This window comes from Saccharothrix sp. S26, assembly GCF_021390395.1.
GTDB lineage: Bacteria > Actinomycetota > Actinomycetes > Mycobacteriales > Pseudonocardiaceae > Actinosynnema.
In genome coordinates, this window is sequence record NZ_JAJUWT010000037.1 from 19,819 (window position 1) to 40,044 (window position 20,226).

21 protein-coding genes and 1 pseudogene are annotated in these 20,226 nt (G+C 73.9%); 10 read left to right on the plus strand and 12 right to left on the minus strand.

What is annotated here, in order from left to right; all coding sequences use genetic code 11:
* The first annotated feature begins 40 nt into the window (after window positions 1–40).
* The 4 genes from LZG04_RS39955 (at window position 41) to LZG04_RS39970 (ending at window position 3,186) form a co-directional block, all read left to right on the plus strand.
* Entirely contained in the window at window positions 41–964 is a 924-nt protein-coding gene (locus LZG04_RS39955) for a phytoene/squalene synthase family protein (protein ID WP_233827163.1), read from the plus strand.
* A 16-nt stretch (window positions 965–980) separates the two neighbouring features.
* On the plus strand, window positions 981–1,943 hold the full coding sequence (locus LZG04_RS39960) for a DUF5914 domain-containing protein (RefSeq protein WP_233827164.1): 963 nt from the start codon (window positions 981–983) through the stop codon (window positions 1,941–1,943).
* Window positions 1,944–2,023: 80 nt separating this feature from the next.
* Window positions 2,024–2,308 (plus strand): WhiB family transcriptional regulator, encoded by a 285-nt coding sequence (locus LZG04_RS39965; RefSeq protein ID WP_233827165.1) that lies wholly within the window; start codon window positions 2,024–2,026, stop codon window positions 2,306–2,308.
* A gap of 11 nt (window positions 2,309–2,319) precedes the next feature.
* Window positions 2,320–3,186: a MerR family transcriptional regulator gene (locus tag LZG04_RS39970; RefSeq protein ID WP_233827166.1), complete on the plus strand. Its 867-nt coding sequence runs from the start codon at window positions 2,320–2,322 to the stop codon at window positions 3,184–3,186.
* Here LZG04_RS39970 and LZG04_RS39975 read toward each other — a convergent pair.
* The 5 genes from LZG04_RS39975 to LZG04_RS39995 all read right to left on the minus strand — a co-directional run bounded on the left by LZG04_RS39975 (window position 3,183) and on the right by LZG04_RS39995 (window position 6,547).
* Window positions 3,183–4,709 (minus strand): FAD-dependent oxidoreductase, encoded by a 1,527-nt coding sequence (locus LZG04_RS39975; protein WP_308199681.1) that lies wholly within the window; start codon window positions 4,707–4,709, stop codon window positions 3,183–3,185. The two genes, LZG04_RS39970 and LZG04_RS39975, sit on opposite strands and share 4 nt — an antisense overlap.
* On the minus strand, window positions 4,706–4,981 hold the full coding sequence (locus LZG04_RS39980) for a hypothetical protein (protein WP_233827167.1): 276 nt from the start codon (window positions 4,979–4,981) through the stop codon (window positions 4,706–4,708). The genes LZG04_RS39975 and LZG04_RS39980 overlap by 4 nt, the downstream gene beginning before the upstream one ends.
* Entirely contained in the window at window positions 4,959–5,285 is a 327-nt protein-coding gene (locus LZG04_RS39985) for a lycopene cyclase domain-containing protein (protein ID WP_233827168.1), read from the minus strand. The genes LZG04_RS39980 and LZG04_RS39985 overlap by 23 nt, the downstream gene beginning before the upstream one ends.
* Complete coding sequence (locus tag LZG04_RS39990) at window positions 5,278–5,592, minus strand: lycopene cyclase domain-containing protein (RefSeq protein ID WP_233827169.1); 315 nt, start codon at window positions 5,590–5,592, stop codon at window positions 5,278–5,280. The genes LZG04_RS39985 and LZG04_RS39990 overlap by 8 nt, the downstream gene beginning before the upstream one ends.
* A gap of 76 nt (window positions 5,593–5,668) precedes the next feature.
* The gene (locus LZG04_RS39995) at window positions 5,669–6,547 is read right to left on the minus strand and encodes an RNA polymerase sigma-70 factor (RefSeq protein WP_233827170.1); all 879 of its coding nucleotides are present in this window, start codon (window positions 6,545–6,547) and stop codon (window positions 5,669–5,671) included.
* 180 nt (window positions 6,548–6,727) lie between these two features.
* Here LZG04_RS39995 and LZG04_RS40000 point away from each other — a divergent pair, with 180 nt between their 5' ends.
* The 3 genes from LZG04_RS40000 to LZG04_RS40010 all read left to right on the plus strand — a co-directional run bounded on the left by LZG04_RS40000 (window position 6,728) and on the right by LZG04_RS40010 (window position 10,640).
* Window positions 6,728–7,465 (plus strand): SDR family oxidoreductase, encoded by a 738-nt coding sequence (locus LZG04_RS40000; RefSeq protein WP_233827171.1) that lies wholly within the window; start codon window positions 6,728–6,730, stop codon window positions 7,463–7,465.
* 207 nt (window positions 7,466–7,672) lie between these two features.
* Window positions 7,673–10,177, plus strand: coding sequence for a molybdopterin oxidoreductase family protein (locus LZG04_RS40005; RefSeq protein WP_233827172.1), 2,505 nt, complete (start codon window positions 7,673–7,675; stop codon window positions 10,175–10,177).
* 4 nt (window positions 10,178–10,181) lie between these two features.
* Window positions 10,182–10,640 carry a hypothetical protein gene (locus LZG04_RS40010; RefSeq protein ID WP_233827173.1) on the plus strand — a complete coding sequence of 153 codons (459 nt, stop codon included), beginning with the start codon at window positions 10,182–10,184 and terminating at the stop codon, window positions 10,638–10,640.
* Between the two features lie 4 nt (window positions 10,641–10,644).
* Here the strand turns inward: LZG04_RS40010 and LZG04_RS40015 are convergent, their stop codons facing one another.
* A complete protein-coding gene (locus LZG04_RS40015) occupies window positions 10,645–11,250 on the minus strand; it encodes a dienelactone hydrolase family protein (protein ID WP_233827174.1) in 606 nt (201 codons plus the stop codon).
* 122 nt (window positions 11,251–11,372) lie between these two features.
* Between LZG04_RS40015 and LZG04_RS40020 the strand changes: the two genes are divergently transcribed.
* Complete coding sequence (locus LZG04_RS40020; RefSeq protein WP_233827175.1) at window positions 11,373–12,407, plus strand: radical SAM protein; 1,035 nt, start codon at window positions 11,373–11,375, stop codon at window positions 12,405–12,407.
* 137 nt (window positions 12,408–12,544) lie between these two features.
* The gene (locus tag LZG04_RS40025) at window positions 12,545–14,494 is read left to right on the plus strand and encodes an endo-1,4-beta-xylanase (protein ID WP_233827176.1); all 1,950 of its coding nucleotides are present in this window, start codon (window positions 12,545–12,547) and stop codon (window positions 14,492–14,494) included.
* A gap of 4 nt (window positions 14,495–14,498) precedes the next feature.
* On the opposite strand, the gene LZG04_RS40030 is transcribed toward LZG04_RS40025, so the two are convergent.
* A complete protein-coding gene (locus tag LZG04_RS40030; RefSeq protein ID WP_233827177.1) occupies window positions 14,499–15,017 on the minus strand; it encodes a hypothetical protein in 519 nt (172 codons plus the stop codon).
* A gap of 186 nt (window positions 15,018–15,203) precedes the next feature.
* On the opposite strand from LZG04_RS40030, the gene LZG04_RS40035 reads away from it, so the two are divergent.
* A complete protein-coding gene (locus LZG04_RS40035; protein ID WP_233827178.1) occupies window positions 15,204–15,791 on the plus strand; it encodes a superoxide dismutase in 588 nt (195 codons plus the stop codon).
* 4 nt (window positions 15,792–15,795) lie between these two features.
* Here the strand turns inward: LZG04_RS40035 and LZG04_RS40040 are convergent, their stop codons facing one another.
* From LZG04_RS40040 to LZG04_RS40060, 5 genes and pseudogenes are all read right to left on the minus strand, one after another.
* Complete coding sequence (locus LZG04_RS40040; protein ID WP_233827179.1) at window positions 15,796–16,101, minus strand: GNAT family N-acetyltransferase; 306 nt, start codon at window positions 16,099–16,101, stop codon at window positions 15,796–15,798.
* A 215-nt stretch (window positions 16,102–16,316) separates the two neighbouring features.
* Window positions 16,317–16,979, minus strand: a pseudogene (locus LZG04_RS40045) (S1C family serine protease); the annotation flags it as partial.
* A 94-nt stretch (window positions 16,980–17,073) separates the two neighbouring features.
* On the minus strand, window positions 17,074–18,291 hold the full coding sequence (locus tag LZG04_RS40050; RefSeq protein WP_233827180.1) for an SGNH/GDSL hydrolase family protein: 1,218 nt from the start codon (window positions 18,289–18,291) through the stop codon (window positions 17,074–17,076).
* 186 nt (window positions 18,292–18,477) lie between these two features.
* Window positions 18,478–19,617, minus strand: a complete 1,140-nt coding sequence (locus LZG04_RS40055) for a glycosyltransferase (protein ID WP_233827181.1) — start codon at window positions 19,615–19,617, stop codon at window positions 18,478–18,480.
* A gap of 78 nt (window positions 19,618–19,695) precedes the next feature.
* On the minus strand, window positions 19,696–20,166 hold the full coding sequence (locus tag LZG04_RS40060; RefSeq protein ID WP_233827182.1) for a MarR family winged helix-turn-helix transcriptional regulator: 471 nt from the start codon (window positions 20,164–20,166) through the stop codon (window positions 19,696–19,698).
* Window positions 20,167–20,226: the final 60 nt, after the last annotated feature.

Genomic DNA, 20,226 nt, shown 5'->3' on the forward strand with positions numbered 1-20,226 from the left:
AGCGTGGGCGCAGTGCCACCGCCGGAAGGAACCACAGAGCATGTCCGCTGATCGGGAAATGGACGCCGCGGGCATCACCGGGCCGCTGCGCGAGGCGTACCGGCGGTGTCGCGCGCTGAACGCCGAACACGGCCGCACCTACTACCTCGCGACGAGGATGCTCAGCCCGGAGCAACGGCCCGCGGTGCACGCGCTGTACGGGTTCGCCCGCTGGGTCGACGACATCGTGGACGACCTGCGCGACGGACCGGAGCGCAAGGCGGAACGGCTCGCGGCCGTCGAGGTCGCCCTCGCGTCCGCGATGGACCGGCGCACCAGCTCCGACGCCGTCCTGAGCGCGTTGCTGGACACCCTGCGGCGCTACGACATCCCCGACACCCACATCCGCGACTTCATGGCGTCGATGCGGATGGACCTGACCGTCACCGACTACGCGACGCGCGCCGAACTGCTGAGGTACGTGCACGGTTCGGCGGCCGTCATCGGCTTGCAGGTGCTGCCCGTGCTGGGCACAGTCGTGCCGCGGCGGGACGCGGAGCCGGCCGCCGCCGCGCTCGGCATCGCCTTCCAGCTCACCAACTTCCTGCGCGACGTGGGCGAGGACCTCGACCGCGGCCGGGTGTACCTGCCCGCCGACGAGCTGGCCGCGTTCGGCGTGGACCGGGACCGGCTGGTGTGGGCGCGGGCCGCGGGGCGGGCGGACGACCGGATCGGTGCGGCGCTGCGCGACCAGGTCGGCCTGGCCCGCCGCGAGTACGCCCGCGCCCGGCCGGGCATCGCGATGCTCGCGCCGCGATCGCGGCCGTGCGTCGCCACCGCCTACCGGCTCTACGGCCGGATCCTCGACCTGGTCGAGGAAGCGGGCTGCGACGTGCTGTCCCGGCGCGTCGCGGTGTCGGGCGGCAGGCGGCTCGCCGTCGCGCTGCCCGCCTTCGCCAGGGCCGTGCTCGCCCGCGCGGCCTGACCACGACAGGAGAGACATGCCGAACCGCTTGCCGCTGCGCACGTTCACCAGCCCTGCCTGGCCTCGGCAGGAGCCGACGTGGCGCGAGGCGAAACCCGCGCTCATCGAGGCGGTGCTGAAACGCGCGACCGCCAAGCCGTCGGGCAACTGGTTCGTGGTCGGCGCGAGCCGCGACGTGGTGCGCGGCAAGGCGTCGGGCCGCACGGTCGCCGGTCGCGAGGTGGTGCTGTGGCGTGGGCCGGGTGGCGTGCTCAGGGCCGGTCCCGGCGCGTGCCCGCACCTCGGCGCGCCGTTGTGCGACGGCGCGGTCGCCGACGGCAGGCTGGTCTGCCGCTGGCACGGGCTCGCGCTGGGCGGTGGGAGGTTCGGGTCGTGGAGCCCGTTGCCCGCGCATGACGACGGCGTGCTGGTGTGGGTGCGCCTGGACGACGTGGGCGGCGAGGAGCCGCTGCCCGCGCCGGTGCTGCCCGCGCGGCCACCGGCGGGCTCGCTGGACGCGGTCGCGACGGTGGTCGGTCGGTGCGAGCCCGAGGACGTGATCGCGAACCGGCTCGACCCGTGGCACGGCGCGTGGTTCCACCCGTACTCGTTCGCGAACCTGCGGGTGCTCCGGACGCCCACCGAGGAGGAGGACCGGTTCCTGGTCGAGGTGACGTTCCGGGTGGCGGGCCGGTTGGGCGTGCCGGTCACCGCCGAGTTCGCCTGCCCGGAGCCGCGGACGGTGGTCATGCGCATCGTGGCCGGCGAGGGGGAGGGCAGCGTGGTCGAGACGCACGCCACGCCGCTGGGCAGTGGGCGGACGGCGGTCGTCGAGGCCGTCGTCGCGCAGTCCGATCGCCGTGGCTTCGCGCTGGCCAGGGCGTTGGCCCCGCTGATCCGGCCGGTGCTGCGCCAGGCCGCCACGCGGTTGTGGCGTGACGACCTGGCCTACGCCGAGCGCCGGTACGCGCTTCGGTCGAAGGGCGCTTTCCCCGGCTGAGCATCGTCAACTTGCATCGGTTCTGAGTCGATTTTAAGGTGGAGTCCGTCACCGAAGTCGACTCGCAGAGGACGTGCGCCATGCCCGAGCTCTCCCGCCTGCCTCGCCCGGTCTCCGAGTCGTGGGACTGGCAGCTGTCCGGCCTGTGCCGCGGCATGGACAGCACCTACTTCTTCCACACGCCCAACGAGCGCGGTGCCGCGCGCGAGCGGCGGGAGGCGATGGCGAAGGCCATCTGCCGTCGGTGCCCCGTCATGCGGCAGTGCCGCGAGCACGCGCTGGAGGTGCACGAGACGTTCGGCATCTGGGGTGGCCTCGGCGAGAGCGAGCTGCGGGCTATGCTCTCCGAACGCGCCAGGAAGTGAGCCCGGAGTCGATGAGCTGGACACCCCGCGCGGTCGCGGCGATGCTCGGCATCTCGCCCACCACGCTGCGCACGTGGGACCAGCGCTACGGGCTGGGGCCGACCGGTCGCACGGCGGGCGGCCACCGCCGCTACCGCGACGACGAGGTCGAGCGGCTGCGGCGCATGGTCGCGCTGACCGCGCAGGGCGTGGCGCCGGCCGAGGCCGCCCGACAGTCGGTCGAGCCCGCGCCGGACCTCCCGCGACGGCTCGGGCAGGCGCTGACGCCGGACGCCGCGCGGTCCTCCCGGCGTGGTTTCCTCGCCGCCGCCGACCGGCTCGACGAGCCGCGGGTGCGCCGGCTCGCCACCGACCTCATCACCCGTCACGGCGTCGTGGCGGCGTGGCAGTCGGTGCTCGGGCCGTTCCTGGTCGAGTTGGGCGACCGGGTTGCCCGGCGCGGCACGGGCGTGGAGGTGGAGCACCTGGCCAGCGCCGGGCTGCTGCACGCGCTGCGCTCGGTGCCGTACCCGGAGGGCGGTGGCGCGCTGGCCGCGTTGCTGTCGTGCGCGCCGGACGAGCAGCACACGTTGGCGCTCGAAGCCCTGGGCGCCGCACTGTCCGAAGAGGACTGCCGGTGGCGCGGCCTCGGCGCGCGGGTGCCCGCGGTGGCGCTGTGCGACGCGCTGGAACGGCTGCGGCCCGCCGTGACCGTGATCTGGGCCCACCGCGCCGACCTCGCCGCCGCCGTGCCGGTCGAGGAGCTGCACCGGCGCGCCGACGCGGTGGTGGTGGCCGCCGGACCGGGCTGGGCCGGGCTCCCGCTGCCCGACTCCGTGCGGCGGCCCGCGACGCTGGCCGACGCCGTGCGACTGGTCGTGGACCAGGTCCGGGTCTAGGGCGTGCGACCCCACCGGCGGGCGGCGGCGCGCAAGAGCGGTGCCCGGCCCGCGGTCGGCACGGACCACAGGTCGGTCCCGGCCACACCCCACCGGCTCAGCAGCCGGTTCGCCGCGGCGAACCCCGTGGTCGCGGCGCGTTCCATCAGCGCGACGGGCAGGTCCACCCGCACCAGGTCGCCCGCCAGCACGAGGAAGTCGTCCGGGGTGCGCACGGTCGGTCGGTGGTCGAACCCGCCCGCCGGGAACAACGGGCAGTCGGCGCGCAACTCGTGGCGCTCGTCCACCACACCGGCCCGCTTGGTCTCGGGGTAGACCTCGGTGAGCTGTTCCCACAGCCGCGCGCGGGCGTCGGGCTCGTCGGACGGCAGCGCGTACCCGTGCAGCTCCACCACCGAACCGCCGGTGCGCGCGGCCCACGCCCGCGCCTCGTGCTCGTAGTGGTTCAGCACCGTCACGTTGTCCAGCAGGCCGTACCCGCTGGTGCCGAGGAAACCCGGCCGGTCCGGGTCCACCGGCCGGTCCAACCAGTACCGCGACACCAGGAACGGCGGCGCGGTGCGCAGGTCGGCGATCCGCCCGCGCCACGCCGCGTCGCCCAAGCGCGGTGACGCGCCCACGAGCCGGCGCAGACCGGGCACGTCGGCGGCCAGCACGACGGCGTCCGCGTCGAGCACGTCACCGGCCACGTCCACCGCGAACCGCTTGGCCCCACCGGGAGCCACCGACCGCACCTCGACGCCCCGGCGCACGACGGCGCCCAGCTCGGCGAGGTGACGGGCCAGCGGCTCCCACAGGCCGTGCGGGAACGGGTCGGCGGCCACGTCGAACAGCAGCCCCTCGGCCGAGCCGAGGAAGTAGATGTGGAACATCAGCGCCAGCTCGGCCGCCGACATGCGGCTCGGGTGGGCGAAGAAGCTGCGGGAGAACACCTCGAACGCCAGCGCGTGCGCGGGCCGGGGGAAGCGGATCCGCTCCAGGTACGCGGCCGCGTCGAGGTGGTCCAGTTCCCGGTAGACGCGCGGCACGGACACGTCCAGCAGCGGCAGCGCGGCCCGCGCGTCCACCGAGGGCAGGTCGGCCCAGCGGAACGTCGGGCTGCGGCGCAGGAAGGCCAGCGCGTTCCACGGCAGCGCCGTGGGCAGCCCGGCGAACCCGTCCCGGTGGCCGTCGGTGTGCCACAGCGGGTAGTCCGGCAGGCCGACCAGGGCCGTGCCGCCGGGGTCGACGCGGCGCAGCAACGCGCGCAGGTTGTAGTACTGCCGGAAGAACGCGTGGAAACCGCGGGTCATCGTGACGTCGCTGCCGTCGGCGAGCCGGGTCGGCCACCCGCCCACCCGGCCGCCGAGGTGGTGCTCCCGCTCGCACACCACGACCCGCGCGCCGCGTTCGGCCAGCACCGTCGCGGCCGCCAGCCCGGCGATGCCCGCGCCGACCACGGCCACGGTCGGCTCGTCCCCGTCGAACCGCGCGCGCCCGACGGGGCCGGCGATGCGCACGGCCTTGCGATCCCGAGGTTTCACAGGTGCTCCTGTCGTGGTGCACGGCCGGTGGACGTGTGCGTGACGCCGGAACCGTTGCGCCGCAGGCGGTCCCCGGTGAGCAGCCTCTCGACCAGCCCGCACATCGCGGTCCGGACGGCCGTGCGCACCGAGCACTCGCGCGGTACCGAGGGCGTGCCGGGGCGCGTCACGGCACGCGCCCCGCAGTCCGGGTCGGGCAGGTCGCGCGCGAGGCAGGCGGCGAACACCGCGCCGAACGACCCCGGCACCTCAACGGCGGTCGACCGAGCCATGCGCGCCCCTCCTCCGTTCCCACAGCAACAGCACCGCGGTCACCATCGCGAAGCCGTACAGGAAGTCCTCGACGGGGATGTCCCACGGGATGCGCACGCCGCTGATCGCCCAGTCCGCGTACAGCACGACCGGCGCGTCGAGCTTGGTCAGCCACCCGTCCACCGGCACCTGGAAGCCGAGCACGATCACCATCGTGATCCAGTAGGCGGGACGGCGGAACAGACCCGTGCGCAGCGCCAGGAGTTCCAGCAGCACCACCAGCACCGCCGCCGCCACCGCGGCGACCAGGTATTCCCTAGCCATCGCGCGCCAACCGGCGGACGGCCTCGTAGGTCAGCAACGCGCACAGCGGGATGGCCACGAAGAACAGCACCTCTTCGATCGGCAGGACACCGGCCAGCACCACGCCGGTCGTGCCCTCGTGGTGGAAGCTCCAGTGCCCGCGCGCGATCGCCACCACGTCCCAGGCCACCAGCACGGCCAGCACGGGCAGCACCGCGCGGGCGACGTCGGGTGCCCGGCGGTACACGCCGCCACCGAGCCACTCCAACGGCGCGGTGACGAGCAGGCACGCGAACAACACGGCCAGGTACTCGTACTGGCTCCTCATCACACCTCCGCGCACTGGTCCCGCCTCGACCGTAGGAGCGCGCGGGACGGTCCGCACGACGAGCGGGCTCGGCGGCTCAGGCGATCGCGCCGAGCTTGTCCGGGTTCATCATCCAGAAGACCCGGTCGATGCCCTCCGCCGACGCCGCCACCGCCAGCACCGCGAACGTGACGCCGTCTCGGCGCAGCACGGCGGCGGTGTCGCCGTTGACCGTCGCCCAGGAGACCTCGACGCCCGTCCAGAAGTGCCCGGCGAACGCCCGGACGTACCTGGCCGCGGTGACCGCGCCGTGCACCGGGATCCGCGAGGCCCGCACCGCGCCGCCGCCGTCGGAGTAGCTGACCACGTCGGCGGCGAACAGCTCCTCCAAGGCGGCCAGGTCGCCGTCCCGTGCCGCGGCCACGAACGCGGTCAGCAACCGGCGCTGCTCGGGACCGGTCACGGGGGCGCGCCGTTCGTCGGCGAGCCGGCGGCGGGCGCGGCTGACGTGCTGCCGGGCCGCCGTCTCGGTGGCCTGGATGATCTCGGCGATCTGGTTGTAGGGGTAGTCGAACGCCTCGCGCAGCACGTAGGCCGCCCGCTGGGTCGGCGTGAGCTTCTCCAGCAGGAAGAGCACGGCGACTTCGAGCGCGGAGTCCCGTTCCGCGCCGAGCAGCGGGTCGGCCGAGGTGTCCACGGGTTCGGGCAGCCAGGGTCCGACGTAGACCTCGCGCCGCGCCCGCGCCGTGCGCCCGGCGTTGATGGCCAGCCGCGTGGTGGCGGTGGCCAGGTAGGCGAGCGGGTCGCGCACGGTCGACCGGTCGCTGGACTGCCAGCGCAGCCACACGTCCTGCACGAGGTCCTCCGCGTCGACGGCGCTGCCCAGCATCCGGTAGGCGATGCCGAACAACCTCGGCCGCACCCGCGCGAACACGGTGGCAGCCTGGTCGAGGCCCGCGCCGGCGGTGTCCTCCATGGCCGTGATCTCCCGTCGTGGAACGCGCCGTCGTCGACAACAGGATGCCCTGCCCGCCGGAGGTCTGATCGGGTGACCGCCATGCCGACGGGTGAACCCGCTGTCACGAACCGGCCCCCTGCACTGTCCTGGTTGGCGAGGGTGTGCCGGACGTGCCGGCCGCCGGTGAGAGGAGTCACCATGAAGGTTGTCGTGATCGGTGGTACCGGCCTGATCGGGTCGAACGTCGTCGCACGGCTCGGCGAACACGGTCACGAGGCGGTGGCGGCCGCGCCCTCGACGGGGGTGGACACGATCACCGGCGAAGGGCTGGCGGAGGCGGTGCGGGACGCGGACGCGCTGGTCGACGTGTCGAACTCGCCGTCCTTCGCCGACGACGACGTGCTGGCGTTCTTCCGCACCTCCACCGCGAACCTGGTCGCGGCCGCGAAGGGCTCGGGTGTCGGGCACTACGTCGCGTTGTCCGTGGTGGGCGCGGAGCGTGCGCCGGACTCGGGTTACCTGCGGGCGAAGGTGGCCCAGGAGGAGCTGGTCCGGGCGTCCGGGCTGCCCTTCTCGCTGGTGCGCGCCACCCAGTTCTTCGAGTTCGCGGGCGGTGTCGCGGACGCGACGGCGGACGGCGTGGTGACGCTGCCCGGCGGCGGCGTGCAGCCGGTGGCCGCCGCCGACGTGGCCGCCGTCGTGGCCCGGACCTCGGTGGGTGCGCCGGTGAACGGCGTGGTGGAGGTCGGCGGGCCCGAGGTGTTCGGCATGGACGCCTGGATCCGCACGGTGCTGCGGGCCCGGGACGACCGGCGCGAGGTGGTCGGCGACCCGGAGGCCCGCTACTTCGGCACGCTGCTGGACGAGAAGACCCTGCTGCCCGGTTCCGACGCGCTGGTCGGCCCGACCCGGCTGGAGGAGTGGCTGGCCGGGTGATCCGCTCACCCGCGCGGGCGACAACCGCCCGCGCGGGCCCGCCGGGGTCCGGCAGCGGGCCGAGGGGTCGGGCGGCTGGGTGCCGAGGGCTTGCCGACCGGCCGGTGCGACTCGGGCGCGGCGCGGGTTCGGCGACGGCCGGCGGGGGTTGGCGGCGACCGGCGTGGGTAGCCACCCGGCGACGGCACCGCGTGGACGGAGGAGCGCATGTCCGACCGGATAGCGGACATCTGGGGCACGCGCACGCCGCACGCGAAGGACGCGCCGTGGCCGGTGCGGGTCGACCTGCACCTCGACGACGGCCTCGCGGAGTCCGACGTGGACCAGTGGGTGCAGTCGGCGTGCGTGTTGTGCAGCAACGGCTGCGGCTGCGACATCGCGGTCAGGGACGGCCGCGTGGTCGGGATCCGCGGCCGCGCGGGTGACGTGGTCAACCACGGGCGGCTGGGGCCGAAAGGGCTGTACGGGTCGTGGCAGCACCTGGGCGAAGACCGGTTGACGCGTCCGCTCGTGCGGCGCGGCGGCGTGCTGGTCGAGTCCGACTGGGACACCGCGATGGACCTGGTGGTGCGGCGGTCGCGCGAGCTGCTGGCCGAGGTGGGGCCGCTGTCGCACGGGTTCTACACCAGCGGGCAGCTGTTCCTGGAGGAGTACTACACGCTCGCCGTGATCGGCAAGGCCGGCATCGGCACGCCGCACATGGACGGCAACACCCGGCTGTGCACGGCCACGGCCGCGGCGGCGATGAAGGAGAGCTTCGGCTCCGACGGCCAACCCGGCAGCTGCACCGACGTCGACTCGTGCGACGCGTTGTTCCTCTTCGGGCACAACATGGCCGAGACGCAGACCGTGCTGTGGTCGCGGGTGCTGGACCGGCTGCACGGCCCGGACCGGCCGGTCGTCGTCGCGGTCGACCCCCGGCGCACCAAGGTCGCCGAGGCCGCGGTGGCGTCCGGGGGAGTGCACCTGGCCCCGCTGCCGGGCACCAACCAGGCGTTGATGAACGGCCTGGTCCGCGAGGTCATCGCGAACGGCTGGGTGGACCGCGACTACGTCGACGCGCACACCCTCGGCTACGACGAGCTGGCCGTCACCGTTGAGCCCTGCACCCCTGAGCACGTGGCCGGCATCTGCCGGGTCGACCCGGACGACCTGCGCCGCGCGGCCCGGGTCTTCGGCACGTCCGACCGCGTGCTGTCCACCGTGTTGCAGGGCTTCTACCAGTCGCACCAGGCCACCGCGGCGTCCTGCCAGGTCAACAACCTGCACCTGCTGCGCGGGCTGATCGGCCGGCCGGGGTGCGGCATCCTGCAGATGAACGGCCAGCCCACCGCGCAGAACACGCGCGAGTGCGGCGCGGACGGCGACCTGCCCGGCTTCCGCAACTGGGACAACCCCGGGCACGTCGAGCAGTTGGCCCGGTTGTGGAACGTCGACCCGCTGACCATCCCGCACTGGGCCCCGCCGACGCACGCGATGCAGATCTGGCGTTACGCCGAGCAGGGCTCCATCAAGTTCCTGTGGATCTCGGGGACCAACCCGGCCGTGTCGCTGCCCGAGCTGCCGCGCATCCGGGAGATCCTGGCCCGGGAAGACCTGTTCGTGGTGGTGCAGGACGGTTTCCTCACCGAGACCGCCCAGTACGCCGACGTGGTGCTGCCGGCGGCGTTGTGGGGCGAGAAGCAGGGCACGTTCACCAACGTCAACCGCACCGTGCACCTGTCGGAGCAGGCGGTCGCGCCGCCCGGCCAGGCGCGGTCCGACCTGGACGTCTTCCTGGACTACGCCCGCCGCATGGACTTCCGCGACCGCGACGGCGAGCCGCTGGTGAAGTGGCACGACCCGGAGGGCGCGTTCGCGGCGTGGCGGGAGTGCAGCCGGGGCCGGTTGTGCGACTACACCGGCCTGTCCTACGACAAGCTGCGCGGCGGCAGCGGCATCCCCTGGCCGTGCGACGAGGACCACCCGGACGGGTGCGACCGGCTCTACGCCGACGGCGTCTTCCCCACCCACCCGGACGTGTGCGAGGACTACGGCCACGACCTGCTCACCGGCGGTACCACCTCGCCCGAGCAGTACAAGGCGCAACGCCCCGACGGCCGGGCGTTCCTCAAGGCCGCCGAGTACGCGCCGCCGCCGGAGCAGCCGAGCGCGGACTACCCGTTCGTGTGCACCACGGGCCGCACCGCCTACCACTTCCACACCCGCACCAAGACCGGCCGGTCGCGGCGCCTGCGCCGGGCCGCGCCCGAGCCGTGGGTGGAGCTGTCCGCCGCCGACGCCGCCGCGCTGGGCGTGCGGGAGGGCGACCTGGTCCGCGTCGAGTCGCCGCGCGGCCGGGTGGAGGCACCCGCCCGGGTCGGGCGCGGCCGCGACGGCGTGGTGTTCGTGCCGTTCCACTACGGCTACTGGGACACCGGCGGCGACGGGCACACGCGCGCGGCCAACGAGCTGACCCTGACCGAGTGGGACCCGGTGTCCAAGCAGCCGCTGTTCAAGGTCGCCGCGGTCCGGGTGACCAAGCTGGCCGACGGCACGCGCCCGGCGCCCGCGCCCACCACGACGGCGTCCGCCCCGCACGACCCGGCGGGCGTCCCGGCGACGGCGGGGGAGGACGACGTGCGCGAGGACGTGACGCCGACCGACCCGCCCGCGCCGCCGCCGACCCCCGAGCGGACGCCGAACGTGCCGCACCCCGCGTCGAAGGGCTGAACCCGTGCACCTGGCCACCTACCTGGGACTGCTGCACTCCTCGCTGACCACCCTCGCCGACGCCTTCCGCCAGGTCGGCCAGGGCCACGGCGACGAGCCCGACGTGTGGCACACCTGCCAGGTCCTCGCCGGTCGCGTCGACCGCCAGACCGAGGCGTTGCTGCCGGTCGTGCGGCGGTACGGCGAGCACCGCGAGACCGAGCCGGAGCGCCTGCACGCCACCGGCCTGGAGTCCACCCGCGGCGGTCCGGTCGGCTTGTTGCGCGACCTCCAGGACCTCTACACGCTGGCCGGCTTGGCCGACATCACGTGGACCGTCGTCGGCCAGGCCGCCCAGGGGCTGCGCGACCGCGAACTGCTCGACGTCGTCACCTCGTGCGAGCAGGACACCGCCCGTCAGCTCACCTGGCTGCGCACCCGCATCAAGCAGGCCGCGCCTCAGGCGCTGATCGCGGCGAGGTGACCGGTCAGGACGTCGCCGGCCGCAGCGGGGTGGTCCCGACGTGCCGGTGGAACCACCACGCGGTCAACCGGGTCACCCGGTCGAGCGATTCGGGCTCCTCGAACCGCTGATCGGCGGTCGGCACGACCTCCACGCGCCCGCCGGACGGCAACCGGCGCGCGGGGTGGTCGTCCCGCTCGGCCACGATGAACAGGGTCGGCGCGAGCACCCGCGTCAGCGCGTCCCCGGCCAGGGACGCCTGCCCGCCGCAGGCGACCACGGCGTGCACGGCGGCCGGCCGCTCCGCGGCGACGACCAGCGCGATCGCCGCCTCGACGTCCGCGCCGAACAGGCCGATCGGGTGCCCGCCGGTCGGGGTCTGGTCGGCCAGCCAGTCCACCACCGCGGCCAGCCTGCCCGCGCGCACCGGCACGTCCCGCTCGCCGTCCGGGCACAGGTCGACCAGCACGGTGCCCAGGTGCTCGTGCCGCAGCGTCCGCGCCACGTGCTCGTCACGCGACCCGCCGCCGCGCGCGAACACGACCACGCCGCTGCCCCGGGTCGGCAGGCACAGGCGGGCGTCCAGGGGGAGCCCGTCCAGCGGGATCCGCACGTCCTCGTCGATGAACACGAGTCCCGGGTTGCCGCCGTCGACCGGTCGAAACCCGCCGGGCGCGACGTCCGCGCGGAGGTTTGCGCGGCCCGCTGCCGGGCAGGTTGGAGGGGCGGGGGTACCGGACGAGGAGTGGTCGCATGACGCGGACGGCCGGTTATTCGTTGACGCCGCCGTTGCCGGGCGAGGTGCAGGTGGAGGTGACCGGCGCGTGCAACCTGCGGTGCCGGATGTGCCTGGTCCGGTACGCGCCCGCGGTGGGCCGGGCCGAGGGCGCGTTGTCCTATGAGGACTTCCGGGCCCTGGTCGACGGCCTGCCCGCGCTGACCCGGCTGACGCTGCAGGGGCTCGGCGAGCCGCTGCTCGCGCCGCACCTGCTGGACATGGTCCGCCACGCCGTCGGCCGGGGCGTCGAGGTGGGGTTCAACACCAACGCCGTGCTGCTGGACCGGCGGTGGTCGCGCGACCTCGTCCGGGCCGGCGCGGGCTGGGTGCACGTCTCGCTGGACGGCGCCACCGCCGCGACCTACGAGGACGTCCGCCACGGCACGACGTTCGCGCCGCGGCCGGGCCAGTTCGACCGGGTGGTGGCCAACCTGCGCGGGCTGCTCGCCGAGCGCGCCGCGGCGGGGGTCGCGCGGCCGGTGGTGAAGCTGGTGTTCGTGGCGATGCGCCGCAACGTCGCGGAACTGCCCGACCTGGTGGCGTTGGCGGCCGACCTGGGCGTGGACGAGCTGTGGGTGCAGAACCTCAGCCACTCGTTCAGCGACACCGACCCCGCCGGGCGGTACGCCGCGATCCGCGAGTACGCCGCCGGCGAGAGCGTGGAGCTCGAACCCCGTGCGAGCCACGAGAGCTTCGCCGCCGCCCGCGCCGTCGCCGCCGAGCGCGGGCTGGCGATCCGGCTGCCGCGCGTCGAGGAGCACGCGCCGGTCGACCCCGGCCGGCCAAGCTGCACGTGGCCGTGGGACTCGGCCTACGTCACCCACCGGGGCGAGGTGCAGCCGTGCTGCATGGTGATGGGCAGCGACCGGGCCACGCTCGGGCGGCTCGGCGGGCGCACGTTCGCCGAGGTCTGGCACGGCGAGGCGTACCAGGCGTTCCGCGCGGGGCTGCTGGACCACCGGCCGGCCGAGGTGTGCCGGGGCTGCGCGTTGTACCGCGGCACGTTCTGATGGCACGTTCCATCGCCCGCCGATCACGCCGTTTGGGCTGAACGGCGGCTGGGCGGGGGTCGAAGCGGCTGCCTATAGTCCGGGCGAGATGTTCTGGGAGCGCTCCCAGAACGCGTCCGACGGAAGAGGGATTCTCGATGAGGAGAGTTCTCGCCGGTGTGCTCGCGACCTCGGTCGTGGCCGGCCTGGTCACGTTGGCGGCGCACGCGAGCCCCCGAGCCGCCGCCGACGAACCCGTGGTCGTCGTCTCCAGCACGTTCGACGACGGCACCGCGCAGGGCTGGACGTCACGGGCGGGCGAGGTGGTCGAGCCGAGCACCGCCGTGGCGCGCAGCGGCACGCACGGCCTCGCGGTCACCGGCCGCGCCCAGAGCTGGCAGGGCCCGACGTTGAGCCTGCTGGACAAGGCGCAGAAGGGGATCCGCTACGACCTGTCGGTGTGGGTGCGCCTGGCCGCCGGGGAGGCGCCGACGCAGGCGCGGCTGTCCGTCGAGCGCCGCACCGCGGGCACGCCGAGCTACGACCAGGTCGTGGGCGACACCGCGGTCACCGCGAACGGCTGGGTCAACCTGCGCGGCAGCTACACGCTGGCCGCCGACGTCGACTTCCTCGCCACCTACGTCGAGTTGAGCAGCGCCACGGCGTCCCTGCACATCGACGACTTCGCCCTCTCCTACACGCCGCTGCCGCCGATCCAGACCGACATCCCGTCGGTGAAGGACGTGCTGGCCGCCCACTTCGCCGTGGGCGCGGCGGTGGAGACCGCGCAACTGCTCAACAACCACGGGCAGCTGCTCGCCAAGCACTTCAACTCGATCACGCCCGGCAACACGTTGAAGTGGGACGCCACCGAGCCGACCGAGGGCGCGTTCCGCTTCACCGACGCCGAGACCCTCGTGGCCTGGGCCAAGGCCAACGGCGCGGCCGTGCGCGGGCACACGCTGGTGTGGCACCAGCAGACCCCGGCGTGGGTGTTCAAGGACGCGGCGGGCAACGACATGACCGCCACGCCCGAGAACAAGGCGTTGCTGCTGTCCCGGCTGGAGGCGCACATCCGCGGGGTCGTCGGCCACTTCGGCGACGACATCGGGGTGTGGGACGTGGTGAACGAGGTCGTCGACGAGAACCAGGCCGACGGCCTGCGCCGCAGCAAGTGGTTCGAGATCACCGGGCTGGACTACCTGCGCACGGCGTTCCGGGTGGCCCGCGAGGTCGCGCCGAACGCCCGGCTGGTGATCAACGACTACAACACCAACGTCCCGGCCAAGCGCGACAAGCTCTACGACCTGGTCGTGAAGCTGCGCGCGGAGGGTGTGCCGATCGACGCGGTGGGCCACCAGATGCACGTCAACGTGCAGTGGCCGGCGCTGGCGGAGACCGAGGCGATGCTGACCAAGTTCGCCGCGCTGGGCGTCGACCAGCAGATCACCGAGATGGACGTCTCGATCTACACCGACAACAGCCAGTCCTACCCGACACCGCCGGCTGACGTGCTGCTCACGCAGGCGTACCGGTACCGGGACTTCTTCGAGCTGTACAAGAAGCACGCGGCCGACATCAGCTCCGTGACGCTGTGGGGCCTGGCGGACGACAGCACGTGGCTGGACAGCTTCCCGGTGACCCGCAAGGACCACCCCCTGCTGTTCGACACGCGCTTGCAGGCCAAGGGCGCGTACTGGGGCGTGGTCGACCCGGGCCGGATCACCTCCACTACCACCACGACCACGACGACCACCACCACGACCACGACGTCCATGACGATGCCGCCGGTGCGGTGCACGGTCGACTACCGGGTCGGCGGCCAGTGGCAGGGCGGTTTCCAGGCCGAGGTCCGGATCACGAACGCGACCACCACCGCGATCGACGGGTGGACGTTGGCGTGGTCGTTCCCGGACGGTCAGCGGATCAGCCAACTGTGGAACGGCGCCCACACGCAGGACGGCGCGGCGGTGACCGTCAAGCACGCGTCGTGGAACAGCGCGCTGCCGCCGGGCGGTTCGGTGTCGTTCGGGTTCCTCGGCACCTGGACGGGTTCGAACGGCAAGCCGGGGCCGTTCACGCTGAACGGCACGCGTTGCGTGGGCTGACGAATCAGGGTTCGGTCACCTTGTAGTAGCGGACCGGGGTGTAGGCGCTCGCCGTCTGCGCCGTCCACTTCCGCTCCACCGGTGGCGCGCCGTCGGGGCCGGTCTGCTCGCGCACGACCGGCTCCGACTTGGCGTCGTCGGCCCAGCGCACGAACAGCGCGGCGTGGTAGGACGCGAGGAGGGCGTCACCGGGGCGCAGGTCGGCGCGGGGGACCTCGGCGGCGACCTCGCGCAACGTGGTCGTGGTGCGGGAGTGGGTGAGGCCCCAGGCGAGCGAGACGTAGCCCGAGCAGTCGGTGCGGTAGCTGCCGTACTCGTTCTCGTGGCACGCCTGCTGGCTGTACGGCACCCGTGCGTCCAACCAGGACTGCGACCGGGTCAGCGCTTCCTCGCGCGAGGTCGCCAGGTCGGCCGACGTCGTGCCGCACGCGATCAACGCGCCGGGATCGCCGGCCGCGTGCGCGACCGGCGCCTGGAACGCCGCCGCGCAGGCGAGTGCGGCGATCAGGGTGCGGGTGCTCATCGAACCCCCTCGGGTCACGGTGTGCCGCCGGCGGTGTGGCGGCGGACTGCCACCACGGGGATTCCCGGCGCCCGCCGGGATCGCGCCCGAACCACTCGGTGGAGTGGTCCGCCGCACCTGCGGTTTTCACCCGGATCGGCGAGGGTAGTCGGCCGGTGATCGCAGCGGACGTGGGAGGGCAGCGGCATGCGCGTCGTCATCGTGGTGGTCGCGCTGTGCGCCGCGACGGCGTGCGGCGGCGGCACCGAGCCGGGTGGCGCCAAGCCGTCCGAGGCGGATGTCGGCACGCGGGAGATCGGCGTGCTGGCGCCACCGGAGGCCGCGGTCACGGCGTTCACCTACGACCAGGCGGCCGCGCCGCCGGGCGCGGAGCTGGAGCTGGAGGTGATCGAGCGCGACGGCGAGACGACCGTGCGGCTCTCGGCCGACCTGCTCGTGCCCGACCGCGGGTACGCCGCCCACGCCCACACCGACCCGTGCGGCAAGAAGGGCACCGACGCCGGTCCCCACTACCAGCACGAGGTCGACCCGGCCGCGACGCCCGAGCGGCCCTCGGTCGACCCGGCCTACGCCAACCCGCGCAACGAGATCTGGCTGGAGCTGACCACCGACGGCCGGGGCAACGGCACGGCGGAGACCACGGTGCCGTTCGTGTTCGGCGACCGCACGCCCGCCTCGATCGTCCTGCACGAACACCCGAAGACCGAGACCGCCCAGGGCCGGGCGGGCAGCGCGGGCGGGCGGATCGCCTGCTTCACCGCCCCGTTCCGCTGACGGCTCAGTCGACCGCGGTCGACTTCGGGGTGCGGTAGACGATGTCGACGTACTCGCGGTGCCGCTCGATGAAGCCCTTGATGAACGGGCACAGCGGCAGCACCGGCTGCTCCCACGCGCGCGCCTGGTCGAGCGCGGCCCGGGCCAGCGCGCTGCCCACGCCCTTGCCCTCGAACGCCGGCTCGACCTCCGTGTGCGTGAACACGATCAGGTCGGGGGTGCGGATGTAGACCGCCTTGCCGGCGGGCGTCCCGTCGACCACCGCCGCGAAGTGCTTCTCCGCGGGCACGTCCCGCACCTCGATCGCCATGGCCCGATCCTCGCACGCCCCACCGCGCGGCGTCCGCGAGGACCGGCCACCGCCGCGGTCGACGGCGAGCCCGGGGGCAACGCTCGCACGCGGCCGTCCCCTGCGCCCCCTGGCTTCGGCGAGAGCGACCACTGCCCGCCCGCGATCGCCGACCACCACACTTCGGCCGACGCGGCGGTCGTTCGCGCGCGTGCGGGCGGCGCGCGGTGGCGTTGTCCGGTGAGTTCGCCGGGGGTGGCGATGACGTCGACCATCGCGCCGTTGCGCAGCACGGTCACCGGCAGGCCGATGGCCTCGGCGAACAGTTGCCGTTGGATGCCTGGGGGGTCGCTGACCAGTGTGCGCCACGCTGAGCACGAGGTCGCCGCCGCGCAGGCACGACCCGCACCAGCCGCACGCCCGCGCGTTGCCCGCTCGGCGACGGCGTCCGGCAGGGGCGCGGGCGCGCCGACCACGCCCGGGTGGGCCCGTCGCACCCGGCCTTCGACCATCAGCGTCGACAGGGTCCGCCGGGTGGTGCTGTTCATCGGGATGGCCGGCCCAGCCCGATGCCCGCCACCGCGGTGGTGATGCCGACGACCTCGCCGACGGTCACCGAACCGGCGAGCCCAAGGGGTTGCCGACCGCGATGACGAGCCGGCCGACCCGCAAGCGGTCGGCGTCGCCGAACCTCGCGGGGCCGGGCGCGTCACCGCCGGTCGAGCACGGCCAGGTCGGCGAGGGGATCGCAGCCCACGACGGTGAACAGCGACTCGGTGCCGTCAGCGAACACGACCGCCGACCCCGGTGCCGCGCGGCATCCGCACGCCGGCCACGTGCGGCGTGACCGACTTCGCCACCGCGATCACGGCTTGCGAGTGGGCGTCCAGCGGATCCATCGGCACCTCCCGGTCACAGCTGCGTCGTGCGCTCGGGGACGCCGTGCCGTCCGGGGCGTTCGCCGACGGCGGAGCCGCCCCGGACGGCACCGGTTCAGCGCTTGAGCAGCATCGCCAGGTCGACCGCGTTCGCCATGGCCTCGGTGCCCGCGTCGTTGGGGTGCAGGTGGTCGCCGCTGTCGTAGGCCGGGTTCAGCGTGGCCGGGTCGCCCGGCACGGCGGTCGCGGCGGCGAAGTCCACCACGCCGTCGAACTCGCCGGACGTGCGGATCCAGTCGTTGAGCGCGCGCCAGGTCGCCTCGCGCTCCTCGGTCCAGATGAACGACCCCTTGAACGGCAGGATCGTGCCGCCGTAGACCTTCACTCCCTTGGCCCGGGCCTGCGCGATCACGGCGCGGTGCCCGGCGATCAGGTCCTCGGCCGAGGCGCTGTAGCCGATGTCGTTGACCGCCTCCAGCAGGATCATCGCCTTGACGCCGGTCTGCGACAGCACGTCGCGCCGCACCCGCGTCACGCCCGCGACGCCCCAGTACGGCTCGTCCCGGTCGGCGATGAGCCGGTTGCCGCCCAGGCCCGCGTTGACCACGGACAGCGTGCGCCCCGGCACCGCGTCCAGCCGCCTGGCCAGGAAGTCCGGCCAGCGCCGGTTGGCGTTGCCGGTGGTGCTGGCGGTGTCGGTGATCGAGTCGCCGAACGCCACCACCGTGCCCGCGACCCGCCGCGCGGGCGCGACGTCCACGCCGTTGACGACCATCCAGCACGGGGTGTCCTGGAAGCCGCCCGACGGCACGCCGGTCCGGTCGCCGGCCGCCAGGTAGTTGCCCTGCGCGGTGAACGGGTGGTTGGTCAGCGGTCCGGTGGCCTCCGGCACGTACGCGCTCACCAGCAGCGTGGACAGCGCCTCGACGTCCAGCCGCACGGGGTCGCTGAACAGCTCCCGACCCGGCGGCACCGTCACGGCCCGCTTGCCGTCGAACGTCAGCGCGCGCATCGTGCCGGGCACCGCCGCGTCGCCCGCGGCCTGCACCGCGACCGTCGCCCGGCCGACCCGCAACGGCGTCGTGCCGAACGCGTTGGTCAGCCGGACCCGCACCGACTCGCCGCCCGCGCTGAGGAACACCACGTTGCGCACGGTCTGGTCCCGCAGCCCCTCACCCGCCGGGCAGTCGCTCCACGGGATCTCGCTGCCCACCACGGGACTGGCCGCCCAGCTCGCCACCCAGGGCTTGCCGTGCGCGGTCGCGGTCGGCTGGAGCACGGCCGTCGCCACGAGCGCGGCTGTCGCGGCCAGTGTGCCCACGTGTCTTGCCATGGAGGTCTCCCAACGCCGGGTCGTCTTCGGTGGCGTCGCCGACGGTGGCAGCGGTGAAATTAACCGGTCAAGGACGCCACGACGAGCGGCGTGATCGTTGCGACGAGTGGCCTGTGCTTACGTGTTAAGCGCCCGCCCGGCCGCGACCCCAGGTGGCACGGTCGGGCGGGCGCCGAAGGTCGGGGCTCAGGCGTAGTCGGGCAGGGTGCGGGCCACGTCGTGCGGCGACGGCATGGCGGCCACCTCGGCGGCGATCGCCCGCGCCGCGTCCCGCACGGCCTCGTCGGCGAGCAGGTGCCGGGCCCGCGCGGTGATCGCCTCGGCGGTCACGTCCGCGCCCAGCAGTTGCTCGCCCAGCCCGGCCGCGGTCACCGCCTCGGCGTTGCTGAACTGGTCCGCGCCCTGCGGCAGGACCAGCTGCGGCACACCCGCGCCGAACGTGCCCAGCGTGGTGCCGCTGCCGCCGTGGTGCACCACGAGGTCCACGTGCGGCAGCAGGTCGGCCTGCGGCACCCACGGCCGCACGACGACGTTGTCCGGCAGCTCGCCGAGCGCGTCCGCGTCGACCGTGGGCCCGGCGGCCACCAGCACCTTGGCGTCCACCGCGGCCAGGCCCTCGATGGCCGTGCGCAGCACGCCGGCCTCGCCGAACATCGTGCCCAACGTCAGGTACACCAACGGCTCGCGGTGATCGAGCACCCACTGCGGCAGCTCGCCTGGCTCGGCGAAGGGCACCGGCCGCAGCGGGATCCGGTCCCGTGCCGCGGCCAGGAAGCCCGGGTCCTGCACCGAGGGCGGACAGATGTCGAGGTACGGGTTGCCCAACGCCATCAGGTCGCCGTCGGGCAGCTCCACGCCGAGGTCCGCGGCGACCGCCTCCAGGTGGCCCTGCGCGAGGTCGGTGAGCTCGTTGGCCCGCCACATTCGCCCGAACGAGTGGCACAGGGCGGGCACGCCCGCGAGCTTCGCGGCCAGGCCCGCGCCGGGGTTGGCGAACTCGTGCACGACCAGGTCGGGTTTGCGGTCGGCGATGACCGGAGCCACGTCCGCGACGAAGCGGCGCGGCAGCACGGAGCCGAACACGAACGAGACGAGCTCGGGCTCGACGTCCTGCGCCTGCTGCACCTCCGCGCCCGCCTGCGCCGCGGCCTCGCGCATGCCCAGGCCGCCGGGGACGTGCTCGATGCCGTGCGCGGTCAAGGCGTTCGCGAACGCCTCGCCGGTGACGAAGGTGACGTCGTGGCCCAGCTCGCGGGCGGCGATCGCGAGCGGCAGCAGCGGGTAGGTGTGTCCGTGGGAGCCGAGGCTCGAGAAGAGGATTCGCACTGGTTCGAGCGTAGCCAGAACTTTTCTACGTCGGGTGAATTTCGTCCGATTGGGGCGCATCGCGCGACGAGGCGAAGATCACTTCCGGTCCGGTCCCGCGGCCAGGCCCGCCCGCACGCCCACGGTCGCCTCGATGCTCGCGACCAGGAAGCGGGCGATCACCTCCCGGTCGGCGTCGCCGAACTGTTCCCACGCGCGGGTGAACGCGCCGTCGAGCGGTTCGAAGAAGTCGCGACCCAGCGCCAGTGCCTTGTCCGACACGTGCAGCTCGACCTTGCGCCGGTCGTGCGGGTTGCGGGCGCGTTCGACGTGGCCGGACGCCTCCAGCCGGTCGAGCACGGACGTGGTCGCGGACGCGCTCAGGTGCAGCGCCTCGGCCAGCCGGGTGGGTGACATCGGCTCGCCGCCCCACCGCGCGTCCATGATCACCGCGAGCGCGTTGAGGTCCGTCCGGTGCATCCGCTGCTTCTCGCCGAAGATCTCCGCGAACCGATCGGTTTCGACCGTGAGCTGCCGGAGCAACCTGACCAGGGCCGAGTGGTCGGTCATGCGCCCTCCCGTTATTATTTCGACGGCCGAACTATTGGATCGTCGAACCTTTGTGACCTC